The sequence below is a fragment of the Candidatus Babeliales bacterium genome, from assembly GCA_035288105.1.
Taxonomy (GTDB): Bacteria; Babelota; Babeliae; order Babelales; family Vermiphilaceae; genus SOIL31.
This window is the reverse complement of the sequence record DATEAY010000063.1, coordinates 1-14113: the sequence shown is the minus strand read 5'-3', so window position 1 is coordinate 14113 and position 14113 is coordinate 1. Positions and strand designations below refer to the sequence as shown.

The 14113-nt window shown below is 35.1% G+C and carries 13 protein-coding genes and 2 rRNA genes; 13 read left to right on the top strand and 2 right to left on the bottom strand.

What is annotated here, in order from left to right; translation table 11 throughout:
* The 8 genes from VJJ26_03460 to VJJ26_03425 form a co-directional block, all read left to right on the top strand.
* A 23S ribosomal RNA gene (locus VJJ26_03460) occupies window positions 1–541 on the top strand; the annotation flags it as partial.
* Window positions 542–680: 139 nt separating this feature from the next.
* A 5S ribosomal RNA gene (gene rrf / locus VJJ26_03455) occupies window positions 681–795 on the top strand.
* Between the two features lie 166 nt (window positions 796–961).
* Window positions 962–2050, top strand: a complete 1089-nt coding sequence (locus tag VJJ26_03450) for an NAD-dependent epimerase/dehydratase family protein (protein ID HLC07219.1) — start codon at window positions 962–964, stop codon at window positions 2048–2050.
* Between the two features lie 19 nt (window positions 2051–2069).
* A complete protein-coding gene (locus tag VJJ26_03445) occupies window positions 2070–3230 on the top strand; it encodes a glycosyltransferase (protein HLC07218.1) in 1161 nt (386 codons plus the stop codon).
* Between the two features lie 45 nt (window positions 3231–3275).
* The gene (locus tag VJJ26_03440) at window positions 3276–4187 is read left to right on the top strand and encodes a hypothetical protein (protein ID HLC07217.1); all 912 of its coding nucleotides are present in this window, start codon (window positions 3276–3278) and stop codon (window positions 4185–4187) included.
* Between the two features lie 97 nt (window positions 4188–4284).
* Complete coding sequence (locus tag VJJ26_03435; GenBank protein ID HLC07216.1) at window positions 4285–5214, top strand: hypothetical protein; 930 nt, start codon at window positions 4285–4287, stop codon at window positions 5212–5214.
* Window positions 5215–5230: 16 nt separating this feature from the next.
* On the top strand, window positions 5231–6439 hold the full coding sequence (locus VJJ26_03430; GenBank protein ID HLC07215.1) for a glycosyltransferase: 1209 nt from the start codon (window positions 5231–5233) through the stop codon (window positions 6437–6439).
* Window positions 6440–6472: 33 nt separating this feature from the next.
* A complete protein-coding gene (locus VJJ26_03425) occupies window positions 6473–7648 on the top strand; it encodes a glycosyltransferase (protein HLC07214.1) in 1176 nt (391 codons plus the stop codon).
* Window positions 7649–7705: 57 nt separating this feature from the next.
* Here the strand turns inward: VJJ26_03425 and VJJ26_03420 are convergent, their stop codons facing one another.
* Window positions 7706–8107: a VOC family protein gene (locus tag VJJ26_03420; GenBank protein HLC07213.1), complete on the bottom strand. Its 402-nt coding sequence runs from the start codon at window positions 8105–8107 to the stop codon at window positions 7706–7708.
* A 197-nt stretch (window positions 8108–8304) separates the two neighbouring features.
* Between VJJ26_03420 and VJJ26_03415 the strand changes: the two genes are divergently transcribed.
* On the top strand, window positions 8305–9249 hold the full coding sequence (locus VJJ26_03415; protein ID HLC07212.1) for a hypothetical protein: 945 nt from the start codon (window positions 8305–8307) through the stop codon (window positions 9247–9249).
* Between the two features lie 12 nt (window positions 9250–9261).
* On the opposite strand, the gene radA is transcribed toward VJJ26_03415, so the two are convergent.
* On the bottom strand, window positions 9262–10611 hold the full coding sequence (gene radA, locus VJJ26_03410) for a DNA repair protein RadA (protein HLC07211.1): 1350 nt from the start codon (window positions 10609–10611) through the stop codon (window positions 9262–9264).
* A gap of 111 nt (window positions 10612–10722) precedes the next feature.
* Here radA and VJJ26_03405 point away from each other — a divergent pair, with 111 nt between their 5' ends.
* The 4 genes from VJJ26_03405 (at window position 10723) to VJJ26_03390 (ending at window position 13940) form a co-directional block, all read left to right on the top strand.
* Window positions 10723–11676 carry a hypothetical protein gene (locus tag VJJ26_03405; GenBank protein ID HLC07210.1) on the top strand — a complete coding sequence of 318 codons (954 nt, stop codon included), beginning with the start codon at window positions 10723–10725 and terminating at the stop codon, window positions 11674–11676.
* 47 nt (window positions 11677–11723) lie between these two features.
* Window positions 11724–12449: a pseudouridine synthase gene (locus VJJ26_03400; GenBank protein ID HLC07209.1), complete on the top strand. Its 726-nt coding sequence runs from the start codon at window positions 11724–11726 to the stop codon at window positions 12447–12449.
* A gap of 134 nt (window positions 12450–12583) precedes the next feature.
* Window positions 12584–13210 (top strand): TetR/AcrR family transcriptional regulator, encoded by a 627-nt coding sequence (locus VJJ26_03395; GenBank protein HLC07208.1) that lies wholly within the window; start codon window positions 12584–12586, stop codon window positions 13208–13210.
* A 310-nt stretch (window positions 13211–13520) separates the two neighbouring features.
* A complete protein-coding gene (locus VJJ26_03390; GenBank protein ID HLC07207.1) occupies window positions 13521–13940 on the top strand; it encodes a hypothetical protein in 420 nt (139 codons plus the stop codon).
* The last annotated feature ends 173 nt before the right edge of the window (window positions 13941–14113 follow it).

Below are 14113 nucleotides of genomic sequence, written 5' to 3'. Positions count from 1 at the left end.
ATGGAAGGGCCATTGCTAAACGGATAAAAGGTACGCCGGGGATAACAGGCTGATCTCCTCTAAGAGTCCACATCGACGAGGAGGTTTGGCACCTCGATGTCGGCTCATCACATCCTGGGGCTGAAGAAGGTCCCAAGGGTTAGGCTGTTCGCCTATTAAAGTGGTACGCGAGCTGGGTTCAGAACGTCGTAAGACAGTTCGGTCCTTATCCTCTGTGGGCGTCGGGTATTTGAGGAGGGCTGTCCCTAGTACGCAAGGACCGGGATGGGTAAGCCTCTAGTGTTCCAGTTGTTCTCCAAGAGCAAGCTGGGTAGCCAAGCTTATTAGAGATAACCGCTGAAAGCATCTAAGTGGGAAGCTCGCTCCAAGATTAGATACCCCTTGTTAAAATGCCCCAAAGAAGCAGACTTCGGTTTGCGGATTTGACAAGTTTTAACAAATTATTAAGGTCCCTTGAAGACTACGAGGTAGATAGGTTGGGTGTGTAAGCATAGTAATGTGTTAAGCTAACCAATACTAATAGACCGAACGTTTTAACCATGATTATATAAAAATTTAGGAAACTCATTCAGCATTCATTAATACATATATTTCAAAGATCACAATTAAATTATACTTTGATAAAAAGATTTTTTAGATTGATTGGATTGTTAAGATTCAGTTGATCAGAATAAAAAATTTCTGGTGTGTATAGCTGTGGGGAAACACCCGTCCCCATTCCGAATACGGTAGTAAAGTCCACAGCGCTGAGAATACTTGGTTGGTAACGGCCTGGGAAGTTAAGTAGCGCCAGAATTAAATAAAAGACCTCATCAGAAATGGTGAGGTTTTTTTTGTCTTCATCTTAATATTTCATTTTGTACAATATTATTGCCCTTTCGTTTGTGTCCTTGACTTAAATAGACAGTTTTGTTTACATTTTTTGTGAAGTTACTCGTCTGTATAAAAGTGAAGGACTAAAATGAAAATTAAGGGTAATGAATTGTGTCTGTTGTTAATCATCGTTTGTTTTACCTTTTCATCATTATTACATGCCCAAAAAGTTCTTCTTACAGGCGGTGCTGGTTTTATTGGTAGTCACGTCGCAGAACAATTATTACAACGTGGCGATTCAGTTGTTCTTGTTGATAATATTAATGATGCATATGACCAGCGAATCAAAGAATATAACCTGTCTTTAGTTACAGCAGCAGATTTCAACAATCGTCTTTCAGTTCACAAAATTGATATTTGTGATAGTGGTGTAATTGAGAAATTGTGTTTAGGGGAAAAACCTGATGTTATTTGTCATCTTGCCGCGCGTGCTGGGGTTCGTACAAGTATAGATAATCCACAAGAATATTTTAGAACAAATAATAATGGTACATTAGCTATCTTTGAAGCTGCACGTAAGTGTGATATAAAACACGTTGTGTGTGCATCAAGTAGTAGTGTCTATGGAGTTCGTGAAGATGGACCATTTCGCGAAACTGATGCAGTTGATAAGCAATCAAGTCCCTATGGTATGACCAAGCGTGCTGGTGAATTATTGGCATATGTCTATTATCATCTTTTTGGTATTTCCATTACTAATTTGCGTTTTTTTACAGTGTATGGTCCTCGTGGTAGAACTGATATGGCACCATTTATTTTTATGGATGCTATTCATAATCATAGACCAATCACCGTGTATGGAGATGGAAGTGCTATTCGAGATTTTACCTATGTTGATGATATTGTTCAGGGCATTATTAGAGCGATTGATACTCCTCTTGGATATGAAATTATAAATATTGGTCGCGGTGAACCAACTGTGTTGAAAGATTTTGTAAAAATTATAGAAACTATTGTGCAACAGCACGCAGAAATCAATTATGTTTCTACTTTTTCTGGTGATGTTCCGTATACACATGCCTCGATTGAAAAAGCACAAGAATTATTTAATTATATGCCGCAAACTTCGGTGTGCTACGGTCTGGAACGTATGTATGATTGGTATAAAAATGAATATTTACCCATAGTTGATCATAAGCGATTATATTTATCAGAAGTTTATATTTTTGAAGATTAAAAATGGTAGGAACTGTCTAATGAATAAGAAATGTTTCTTGATTTTTGAAAGCGCTGTTTTTTTATTTTTGCTCTTTGCCGCAGGATCAATTTTTTGTGCATTGAGCAAAAAACCAATGAAAATTTTTATGTTTGTTTCTTGTTTTCCAAAAATCAATAATGTTTCTGCTATGAATCAGATCACCGGACTTATTGATAGAGGACACCATGTGACTATTTATTCTTTTGAAAAGGGTGATTTTGTCAATGTCCAAAGAGATGTTATCAAATATAATCTTATTAATAGGATCATATTTGAATTACCAACTTCTTTTGATGATTATGATATTGTTATGTTTCAAATGGGACATAAGCTTTTTGACATTCGAAAAACTCACAATTTTAAAGGAAAAATAGTCGTATGTTTGCGTGGACACGATATCACAAGCTTTCTAAAATCACATCCACATGCGTATGATGAATATTTTAAAAGTTGTGATCTTTTTCTACCGGTATGTAAAGCGTTTAGAAGTTTATTGATTAAAGAAGGTTGTTCTAGAAATAAAATTATAGTGCAACATTCTTGCATTGATCGGTCAAAATTTAAATTTAGAAAAAAACATTTACCGAGACATGGTATCATTAAGCTTGTGAGCGCCGGAAGAATTGTTGAAAAAAAAGGTCTGATTTATTCAATATTGGCATTTGAACGATTGCTGAAAAAATATCCAAATTTGAGATACACCATAATAGGTGATGGAGAATTAAAAGATACATTGAAATATGTTGTAACAATGTTGGGTCTGCGAAATAAGATAAAATTTATTACGTGGTTACTGCATGAACAGTATGCAGAGATTCTTAATAGATCTCACATTTTTGTTTTACCGAGTGTTACTGCACATAACAATAATCAAGAAGGTATAGCGAACGTTTTGAAAGAGGCAATGGGAGTGGGGGTTCTTGTTCTAGCTACTGAACATTCTGGCAATTCTGAATTAATAGAAGATGGCGTATCTGGTTTTCTTGTTCCTGAGCGGGATGTAGATGCTATCTGTAAGGCTATTGACTATATGCTCAGTTCACCTGAAAAATGGGCGCGTATGCAAATAGCTGCAGCAAAAAAAATTGAAATAGAATTCGATAAAGAGAAAGAAAATGACAAATTAGAAGCAATATTATATGGGCTTTTGAAGAAGTAAAATTGCTTGCAATGTGTTAAATATGATGGAAAATAGGAGATAGTTATGGTATCAAGATTTTTTTTTACCATTTATTTTTTTACTATGACATGTTCTGTTTTTTCTAAAAATAATTATACATATAAAGAGATAGTGATTTTGGTTGGTGGTTTTGAATCAAACAATTCTTTTATTAGTTACGTAACAATTGATGGCGTGAGATATCTTGTTAAGCAGAAAAAAACTGTGAGTAAACAATTTTCTGTTGTGCGTGATACTTTTGCAGCATATATTGCTAAGGATCTTGGCATTGCTCATTCCGTTAAGATTATTTCTCCGGAAGAAAAATTTCCTGGAAAAAAGAATGTGACGTGGCCAGCAACACTTCATACAATTGCTTCCGGTAAAACTATACGATCTCAACCAAAAAGTAAATATTATAATTTGTGTTTAAAACAACGGCTACCAAGTAGTATTTTATCAGTAAATCGATGGCTGACTGAAACAATTATACATCAGATGACATGGCACAAACAATTACCAATTATTATCGGTTTAGACCTATTTATTTGTAACACAGATCGTCATAGAGCAAATCTTTTTTATGATCCAGAAACAGATTCTTTTTGCGCAATTGATATGGATAACATTTTTAGACGAGATTTACCAGCGCTTGCATGTCAAAAATTAACGTTAATGATAGATCGTAAAAAGGAATTTACCAAAGATGAAATTCTTGCTCTTACAAGTATGAGAGATACTATTCAGTTTTTATTGGGTAAATATCCTGTAAAAAAATTAATAAAAAAACTTCATTTTTTTGTTGAGCAAGCAGGTTTTATCAAAAATAGTTCAACATATACGGAAAAAATTGCAAAAAAAATAGCACGGCACGAAAGAACAATTATCCAAAGTCGTGCAAGTGCATATAAATTGATATCGCTTGTGAATAAAATTATTGATAATTTTAATGGGTAGTTTTGTGTTGAATAATGTGGCATGAGTGTTGACTTATAGAATCTTTTTATTTAAAGCTATTCATTATCTAATCAATGCGAGAGAAATTGGGGAAGTTATGGTAGCACGTGCTTTAATGCTGATTCTTTTTTGTTTTTTTACTATGACATCTTCGGTTTTATCAAAGCATATTAACTACACTGGTAGAGAGAAGGTTTCTCTTATAAGTACTGTTGAAACAAGAAATTGTTTTGTCAGCTATGTCATGATTAAGGATACCGTATATCTTCTTAAGCAAAAAAAAGATCCTAACAAGCAGTTAGCTGTTGTACGAGATGCTCTTGCTGCATGGGTTGCTAAAGATCTTGATATTGCTCATCATGTTGCCATTGTTCCATTTAAAAATCAATTTCCTGGAAAAAGGCCATCATGGCCCGCAACACTACATACTCTTGCTCAGGGAAAGACGGTACGTGAACAGAGAGATAGTAAATATAATACATTACGATTAAGACAATTTTGGGCTCATGTAGCAACATTTAATGAAAAAGGATTAACAAAAGATATCATAAAGTATATGACGTGGCATAGGCAATTGCCAATAATAGTAGCTTTAGATTTAATGATAGGTAATTCTGATCGTCATTGCGGTAATCTTTGTTATGATTCATATACAGATACATTTTGTGCAATTGATATGGATGATACGTTTAATAAAGATCTATGTCTCCTTGCATGTAAAAAACTTAAATGTATGATGCAAGATGATGTAGTTATTTTCACTAAAGAAGAAATTATTGCATTGCAGGCTATGAGAGATGCATTGAAATTTTTGGTATGCAGACATAAACCAAGTGACCTCATAGCACAACTGTATTATTTTGCTAAAAAAGCAGGGTTTCATAAAGGTAGTAAGATATATACCGATAATATCGGAAGAAAATTAGCACATTATGAAAGAATGATTAGAAAAAGTAATAAGAGTGCTCACAAGTTAATATCGTTGCTTGATACAATCATTACACATAAATCTCAAGAGATTGATTAATCATTGGAGATGGCAGATGTTAGGGTGTAAAAGAATTACTATTTTATCGAGTCTTTTTTTTTATATCATTATCTGTGCAATGTATTGTGAGGATGATCTATACTCAGAAACTATTGTTTCTAAAAAAATAAAGCTTCCTCTAAATATACTTTTTGTTGTGAGCTATTTTCCATCTTCTTCTCAAATATTTATTTTGAATATTATCACTGGTCTTATTGATAAAGGTCATAATGTGTCAATCTTTTCGTTTCACAAGGATCAGTGTTCTTTTGTTCATCCGAATGTGAATAAATATAATCTTTTACAGCGTATTACTTATGAAAAATTTCCTAAAAAATTGCCTGATTATGATATTGTTTTCTGCCAATTTGGTTACTTGGCAAAACGAATTTTTACAATGAACCAACTGACCAAATGGTTGAAAAAAAGGAAAACAGCCGTTTGTTTTAGAGGGGCTGATACAAGCTTGTCTGTTCAAAACAATCCAGAATTTTATAAGGTAGTATTTAAACGAGGAGATCTTTTTTTACCTGTTTGTGATTATTTCAAGAAACGGCTTATGGCTCTTGGGTGCAATCCTGATAAAATAGTTGTGCATCACTCTGCAATTAATTGTTCACAATTCTTTTTTAAAACAAGACAAAAGCCGGACGAAGGCGCTATTCATTTGGTTTCTGTCTGTAGACTTGTTAAGAAAAAGGGAATTGATTACGCAATCAAAGCAATAGCTCAAGTTGTTCAAAAATATCCGCATATTCATTTTACTATCATTGGCGATGGTCCAGAAAGAAATTATTTAAGGCTATTGATACAACAATTAAAACTCCAAGATAAAGTTACATTGTATGGGTGGGTAACTCATGCTCAAGTTGTTTCTATATTAAATAGATCACATATTTTTTTATTGCCATCAAGGACTTCTCCAGACGGAAATGAAGAAGGTATTGCTAATGCTTTAAAAGAGGCAATGGCAATGGGGTTAATCTCTATTGCAACATGGCATGCAGGTACGCCTGAATTGATTGATGATGGTGTATCTGGATTTTTGGTTCCTGAAAAAAGTATCTTTAAGTTAGCAAAGGTAATTGAGTATGTTATAGAGCATCCTGAACTATGGGAAGCTGTAGGTTTGGCAGCACGAAAAAAAGTTGAAGATGAATTTGAGACCCAAAAATCAATTCAACAATTAGAAGAATTATTTTACTCATTACTTGGGATTAATTAAAAAAAAGAAGCTGTTTAATCATGGAGAATAGTAATGTTATTAAGTAAAAAAACAATATTAGCATTGGTTATTTTTTGTTTCCATACCTTGATGACATTGGAGGCACGACCTCTGAATATTCTCTTTGTTGTTGCATATTTTCCTGCTCCATCCCAGACATATATTTTAAATATGATGACTGGGCTTATTGATAAGGGACATAATGTAAGCATTTTTGCATTCCGTAAAAATGATGTTACAGGACACCCTAATATAGCGCAGTATTCCTTAATGGATTCCGTTATCTATGGAGAATTTCCTGCAGAGCTTCCGGAGTGCGATATTATTTTTTGTCAGTCAGGAGCTTTGGGTAGAAAAATTATTGCAATGGAAAGTTTATCAGATTGGATAAAAGGAAAAAAATTAATTGTTTGTTTACGAGGAATGGATGTAACATCGAATGCGGTGAGAAATAATCCTGAAATATACGAGGAATTATTTAAAGTAGGGGATCTTTTTTTGCCGGTATGCGATTATTTTAAAAAATTACTTATCCAATTCGGTTGTGATCCAAATAAAATAATAGTGTATCATTCTGCAATTAATTGTACGCAGTTTTTTTTTAAAGAAAGAAAAAATGAGAGGAAAAAAGGAAAAACTATTCATCTTGTTTCCGTTTGTAGGCTTATTCAGAAAAAAGGTCTTGATTTTGCAATCAAAGCAGTTGCAAGACTCTCTAAAAAATACAACAATATCCATTTTACTATTGTGGGTAGTGGCCACTTGCGTCATTTTTTAGAACGATTGGTAAAAGATTTAGGATTGAACGATAAGGTTACTTTTTTTGGTTGGGCAACCCAGGATCAGGTGGTAAATATTTTGGATAGCTCTCATATCTTTTTGTTACCATCAACTACATCAGCAAAAGGAGATGAAGAAGGAATTGCAAATGCGCTCAAAGAAGCTATGGCAATGGGGTTAATTTCTATAGGAACAGTTCATGCTGGTACACCAGAACTTATAGAAGACGGCGTTTCCGGTTTTTTGGTTCCGCAAAAAACTAGTAAACTATTAGCTAAAAAAATTAAATATGTTATAAAGCATCCAGAAATATGGAAACCTATTGGGTTAGCAGCACGCAAAAAAGTTGAGGATGAATTTGAAATAAAAAAATCAATTGAAGAATTAGAGCGCATATTTTATGGCATATTTTATGGTTTGCTAATCTAATTATTCGTAATAATAAAACATGTCCTGCGTTTTGATATAAGCGCAGGACGTGTTTTATTATTTATCGTCTTCTGTTGGTTGACAAAGATCAATCAGGTTACCATAAATATCTTTGAATACAGCGTCAATTCCCCAAAATTCATTGGTTGGTTGTTTAGTAAACGTAACACCTTTTGCACTGAATTGCGCAGCTGTTTTATGACAATCATCGGTCAATAAAACAAAAAGAGGAATGCTTCCACTTTGTTTACCAACTAACGCTTTGTCTTCTGGTGTTTGTGGTAAAAGTAAAGAAAGTGAAACAGGTGATTCTTTGGTAGGTGCTATGGTCAGCCAATACCAAGTACCATCTTCTGCTTTGTGACCTTCTGTTACAACAAATCCTAGCTTTTCAGTATAAAAAGCATGAGCTTCATCTTGATTGTGCACTAATAATGAAATGTGGCTTATTCTATTCATTATGAACGGTTCCTTGCGTAAAAAGTTAATATAATACCCTAATAATAATGGTACCAGGCTCCTTAACTAAAGCAATTGGGAAAGTATTGGTAATTGATAAAAACCTTGTTATTTGACCCCTTAATATGATATTTTTGTAAATGATAATTAATGTAATCGATTAAAAAAGTTCAAAAATATATAAAACAGGGATGCTCATGAAACGTTATATACATGTGTTAGCGGTTATGTGTTTTGCAAGTATTGGGTCTTGTTTAGCTGAGTTCGATCTTTATGAGAGGCCAGCCGATTATTCTGTAGTTAATGATATTAAAAAAAAGTCAGACTTAACCCAAGCAGATGTGGATAAATTGAAGCTTGTATGGCTTGGACGTCTACAAGAAGTTGCTGCAGTTGGAGTGGGAGGATATTCTGCATACAAAGCGGGAACAGGAGCATATCAACTTTTAGATAAATTGGGAGAATATGCGCCTGCAGAAAATAATAAATTTTTATGGGCTTTAGCAGGGGCTGCTGGTGTCAGTTTTGGTGCTTATAAAGTACTGTATACACGCATGGAAAGAGGAATTTTAGGACAAGTAAAAGCATACGTCAATATGTGTGAAAATCTTGATGTCTTTAAATCTTACTATCAAACAGAAAGTCAGTTAGCTTACCTGGGTACATCGGCAGGTAATTCTGCGTGGGCTACATCTAATATTGCTCGGCTGAAGGGGATTGATAATTTACTAGCTCAGGGAGCGTTTGCCTTACAATTGCTTGATCAGTTGGAAAATGCTGAAGAAGTGAAGGGTTTACGAGCAAGGGTTTCAGAGATTATACGTAGATTAAATAACAACTACAATATCATAGCTTATTATGCAAACCGAGAATTTGAAGCGAGGAAGAAAGATATGTCAACGCGTATGGGAGGTGCCCAAGAGTTGGCTCGTCTTAAGTTAGCACAAGAACAGGCAAGTGCATTAAAGGTAGGTAAAATAAGTTTAGCAGTTACTGCACTGAGCAATTTTTTACAACGAAGTATGGAATCAACGGTTTATCTGTATGAGAATAAAGAAAAGATAGTAGGTGGTGTACTTATTGGGGCCGGGGCTGTATACGCGGGACTCTCTTATTTGCAGTACAAACTATTTGGTAATTAACAAATAACCTCATCACTGTCCAAAAAGAGATAACAATTCATACACGTTATGAAATCTCTTGATAGTGCATGAGGTTTTTTCTATTGTCTGATTTTTTGCAATTAATAGTGTTGTTATACCAAATTTTTCTGCTTCTTTAACAAGGTGACTGATGTTGTTGATTGGTTTTATTTGTCCGGTGAGACTAATTTCTCCAAGTGCTATTGAGCGTTCTGGTAATGCTTCTTGAAAGTAACTTGAAAGCAGTGCAAATGCTGTACCAAGATCACTTTCACTTCCTTTTATTTTAAAACCACCACTCACTTTAAAAAAGATATCGTGCATACTTAATTTTATTTTTACGTATTTTTCTAAAATTGCAGCGATAAGCACTACTTGCTTGTGATCAAGACCAGAAACAACACGTTGCGGTATTGCTAATTTTGATGCATTGGTTAAAGCTTGCAACTCCAGCAGTATAGGACGAGATCCTTCCATAATACTTACAATTGCCGATCCTGGAGCGTATGATATTTCACTAATTAAGTGAGCGTTAATGTTAGGTACTTCTTGTAAGCCGTTTTGTTCCATATTAAAAAAACCGAGTTCATTAATTGCACCAAAACGATTTTTTACTGCTCTGAGCATACGCGTTTGCCAGCGATCTTCTCCTTGTAGATAAAATACTGCATCAACCATGTGTTCTAATGTTTTTGGTCCAGCAATAATGCCCTCTTTGGTGATATGTCCCGTGATGATAACGGTAATATTGTGTTCTTTGCTGAGGCGCATGAGCTGAAACGCTGCTTCACGCAATTGTCCTGCGCTGCCGGGCAATGTGTGTGCATCATTGATGTAGCAATTTTGTATAGAATCAATGACGAGCAAATCAGGTTTTTCTTGTTGAGCTGTTGTGATAATACTATGCAGTTCTGCTGCATCAGAAAAAAGAAGATTGTTATCAGTTATTTTGAGTCTTGCTGCACGGCCTTTAAGTTGTTGCAATGATTCTTCTGTTGAGAAATAAAACACGCGTTTTGTTTTAGCTATTTCGTACGCAACTTGCAGTAACAAAGTAGATTTGCCAATGCCGGGATCACCAGTAATAACAATGAGTGATCCTGGAACGAGTCCTCCTCCAACAACGCGATCCCACTCTCCAATGCCAGAATGTACACGCGGTTGTTCATTAACATCTATTGATGCTAATGAAGTAAGTTGAGCTGGTGTAGTACCGAAATGAATTTTATTATGTCCGCCATGAGTAGAAATAATATTCTCTACTAAAGAATCCCATTCCTTGCATTCTGGGCAGCAACCAATCCATTTGATTGTTATGTAGTTACAGTTTGAGCACTTAAAGGATGTTTTAGTTTTATTCATAGGTTTTAGCATAAATGACCACCACTGTTTTTGCAAAATATTGCTTGATGTTTCTTTTTTGTTACATACTCCAAAGCGATAGTGTGAAGTCTCTTTTTACCTGGAGTAATTATGAAAATTTTGAGTAGAATGATGCATGTTCCCCTACTTTTTTTACTTGTTTATATAACACCTTCTTGTGCGACATTGGATCAGGTGGACATGGAGCATGTTGCGGCAAAGTTGTTGCGTATGTTAGAAATGAGATTCTGTTATATTAGCTTTGTGACAGTTTCTCCTGATGACGATGAATATTTGATTAAACAAAAAAAATCTAATTGTTTTCGCAAAATTGTGAGTGTTGTCAGAGATGCAATAACTGCGCATATTGCAAAAAAATTTGGAATCGCTCATCACGTTAGAATCGCTCATGAAGTACGCATTATTCCTGCAGGTAAGGATTTTCCGGGAAAACCTCGCGCAGATTGGCCAGCAACAATTCATACTATTGCACCTGGCAAGATGATTAAAGCTCAAAATACTTCCTACACTCGCATGAATATTAAGCAGGCAAAGATTGGTTTTAGACGCGATATGCTTCAATGGATGGCAAAGCATCCTGTTCTACTTATAATTGTCGCGATGGATACGTTTTTATGTAATCATGATCGTCACCGTGGCAATCTTTTTTATGATGCAAAACATGACTCGTTTTGTGCTATTGATATGGATTCTGCCTTTAAATATAATTTGTGTGCGCTTGCATGCAAAAATTTCACTGCCATGTTGAATGATAGAAGCCTTCGCTTAAGTAGCAAAGAAGTGAAGACATTGACGTTATACAAAGAATATCTAGAGTTTTTAATCGATACATATCATCCGGAAGATACCATTGCCAAATATAATGAGTTTGCTCAGCAAGCAGGTTTTGTTGAAGGGTCTCCTCTATATACACAAAAAATTGCTTTAGAGCTTGAGCGGAATAGAAGAATGATCATGGAAAGCTATGAGGATGCCAAAAAATTGGTGATAATAGTCGGCCAATTGATTAAAAAAGGTAGAAAACGCTTAAAAACAATGATGTAACTATTAGTTTTTGTATAAAAATCTAGTAAATCAGGTATACTTACAGTATGAATACAAATAAAAGTAGACCTGATTCATTAAGTAAGTACCTTGCCCAAGCGGGCGTTGCGTCTCGTCGTAAAGTGGTAGACATCATTAAATCTAAGGTTGTCACCGTCAATGGCGTCATGATCAATGAGCCTGGATGTAAGGTTAATCCTAATGATTGTGTACGGGTAAACAATAATATTATTCGTGCAGAATCGAAGGTGTATATCTTACTCAATAAGCCTAGAAATTGCATTACAACCGTTTCTGATGATCTTGATCGCCATGGTGTGATGGATCTTATTTCGCAAGAAGTAAAACAACGTATATATCCTGTTGGTCGTCTTGACCGTAACACAACAGGGCTATTAGTCTTGACCAATGATGGGCAATTAGCCCTTAAATTATCACATCCTCGCTTTGAAGTTGAAAAAGTGTACCATGTACAACTTGATAGAGCCTTTACTCGGGCCGATATGAACAAGTTACTATCTGGCCTTGAATTGGAAGATGGTCCTATCAAAGTTGATGAGGCTCACTTTTTTCACGATAGACCAAAGCAAAACCTCATCGTCGTAATCCATAGTGGCAAAAACCGCATCATTCGCCGTATTTTCGAAAAACTGGGCTACGATGTCAGAAAACTTGATCGTGCAGGCTATTCAGGGTTGACTAAAGCCAAGTTAGAAGTTGGCCAGTGGCGTTATTTAGCCAATTCCGAAGTTGCTTTTTTGAAGCATCAATAATATTTTTTTTATTTTTTTAATCTTTTACTGAATTCAAGTAAACTGCTCATATTTAACATCTTAGTTCAGAGTCATTTTCGATAACTCTACTTCGCTTTTTTTTTGTTAAAACTTTAATAAAAAAGGATAGTAAAATGGTTAGAATTACCAAATCACCACAAGAGCGTAAGCAGGAAATAATAGCAACTGCACGACGTCTTTTTCAAACAGAATCTTATGATAAAATAACTATGCAAAGAGTTGTTGATGAAGTGGATATTGCCAAAGGTACGCTGTTTTATTACTTCCAAAGTAAGGAAGATTTGCTCAGGGCCGTTGTCGAAGACATCATTAGAGAAGATAGCGAACGCAAACAGATAGCTATAGAAAAAACAACTGGTAATGCTTTAGACAAAATTCGCGCGGTGATGCAGTTGGATAGCATGGCTGCAAAATATCCCAATATTCTTGAAAGTCTTCACGAGATAGGCAATGCTGCCATGCATACGCAGCTGCTTGCCGTTATGATAGTTAATGAAGCTTTTTTGTATGAAAAATTGATTCGTCAGGGTTGCGATGAAGGGATATTTCATACAGATACGCCTCTTGAGTGTGCTGAATTTATTATTTCTGGAATTCAGTTTTTGACCGATACGGGAATATATCCATGGCCGCAAGCAGATTTATTGCGTAGAATGCAGGCGTTTCCTGGGTTGGTGGAGGCTATTTTAAAAGCTCAATCAGGATCATTTGGATTTATGCTGAATAATCTGGCGAATTAACACTATTTTCTTTTCTTTGTAACTTCCGTCGTATTTTCTCAAATCAATGATGTCCATTGAAAAACAATTAATCTCACAAAGCAGTGCTCAAAAAAATAATGTGGGCATAGTATATGTCTTTTTTCGTTTTATCGCTCCATACCGTTGCTTTCATCCTTGTTTCCCCTTTTTCCTACCCCTGTTGACCGTCGGTCGGTCGTGTGGTAGTATTGTAGTATAGGGGATTTAGAAATAAAGCTTAGGAAAAAGATAAAGTTTTGTTAGGGGAAGGGGATGATTATGAAGAAAAATATCCTTATAAGGAGATCTTATGAAAAAAATAAGTTTTTTAACGTCTTTGGTATTTATATTTTGTTTTGTTAGCAACTATATCTTCTCAGCGGTTAGTGAAAATATATATCATAATTCATCAGAACCAATGCCTTGTACATTAGAGATTAATAAGGTGTTTGGCGATGTTTCAATTATTTCTGCTCGGTTGATAAGAAAGCATAAAGGACGAAGATTAAAATACGCTAAAAAAGATGAAACGGGTCATTATGTAACAACCTTGCAACCAGGCCGTTTTTATGGCGCTCCTGATGGTATGGCTCATTGGGGTGAAATAACAGTTAAATGTATGTATTGTCCTATGTTGCACACAGTTATTTTGGAGACAGAAGATCCTTCTGCTTGTCAAGATATGGTGCTTGCGCAGGTCTTGGAAAATCATTTTATGATGGGTATATAAAAAATTCCAAAAAATAAAGAGGAATCATTGGATAATGAATAAACAAGTATTTTTTTTGTGTATTTTTGGATTAGCGAGTATCAATGCAATAGTATTTTTTTCCCTCTGCGGGCAAGATGATGTCAATAAAGCTGATGGCTTAGAACAGCGAAAACAAGCAGTAAATGCATTCA

Bases quoted from the DNA above. Each gene is read 5' to 3' on its own strand.
- VJJ26_03415 (HLC07212.1), top strand. From the start codon at position 8,305: ATGAAACGTTATATACATGTGTTAGCGGTTATGTGTTTTGCAAGTATT.
- VJJ26_03425 (HLC07214.1), top strand. From the start codon at position 6,473: ATGTTATTAAGTAAAAAAACAATATTAGCATTGGTTATTTTTTGTTTC.
- VJJ26_03405 (HLC07210.1), top strand. From the start codon at position 10,723: ATGAAAATTTTGAGTAGAATGATGCATGTTCCCCTACTTTTTTTACTT.
- VJJ26_03390 (HLC07207.1), top strand. From the start codon at position 13,521: ATGAAAAAAATAAGTTTTTTAACGTCTTTGGTATTTATATTTTGTTTT.
- VJJ26_03395 (HLC07208.1), top strand. From the start codon at position 12,584: ATGGTTAGAATTACCAAATCACCACAAGAGCGTAAGCAGGAAATAATA.
- VJJ26_03440 (HLC07217.1), top strand. From the start codon at position 3,276: ATGGTATCAAGATTTTTTTTTACCATTTATTTTTTTACTATGACATGT.
- VJJ26_03430 (HLC07215.1), top strand. From the start codon at position 5,231: ATGTTAGGGTGTAAAAGAATTACTATTTTATCGAGTCTTTTTTTTTAT.
- VJJ26_03435 (HLC07216.1), top strand. From the start codon at position 4,285: ATGGTAGCACGTGCTTTAATGCTGATTCTTTTTTGTTTTTTTACTATG.
- VJJ26_03420 (HLC07213.1), bottom strand. From the start codon at position 8,107: ATGAATAGAATAAGCCACATTTCATTATTAGTGCACAATCAAGATGAA.
- VJJ26_03445 (HLC07218.1), top strand. From the start codon at position 2,070: ATGAATAAGAAATGTTTCTTGATTTTTGAAAGCGCTGTTTTTTTATTT.
- VJJ26_03450 (HLC07219.1), top strand. From the start codon at position 962: ATGAAAATTAAGGGTAATGAATTGTGTCTGTTGTTAATCATCGTTTGT.
- VJJ26_03400 (HLC07209.1), top strand. From the start codon at position 11,724: ATGAATACAAATAAAAGTAGACCTGATTCATTAAGTAAGTACCTTGCC.
- radA (HLC07211.1), bottom strand. From the start codon at position 10,611: ATGAATAAAACTAAAACATCCTTTAAGTGCTCAAACTGTAACTACATA.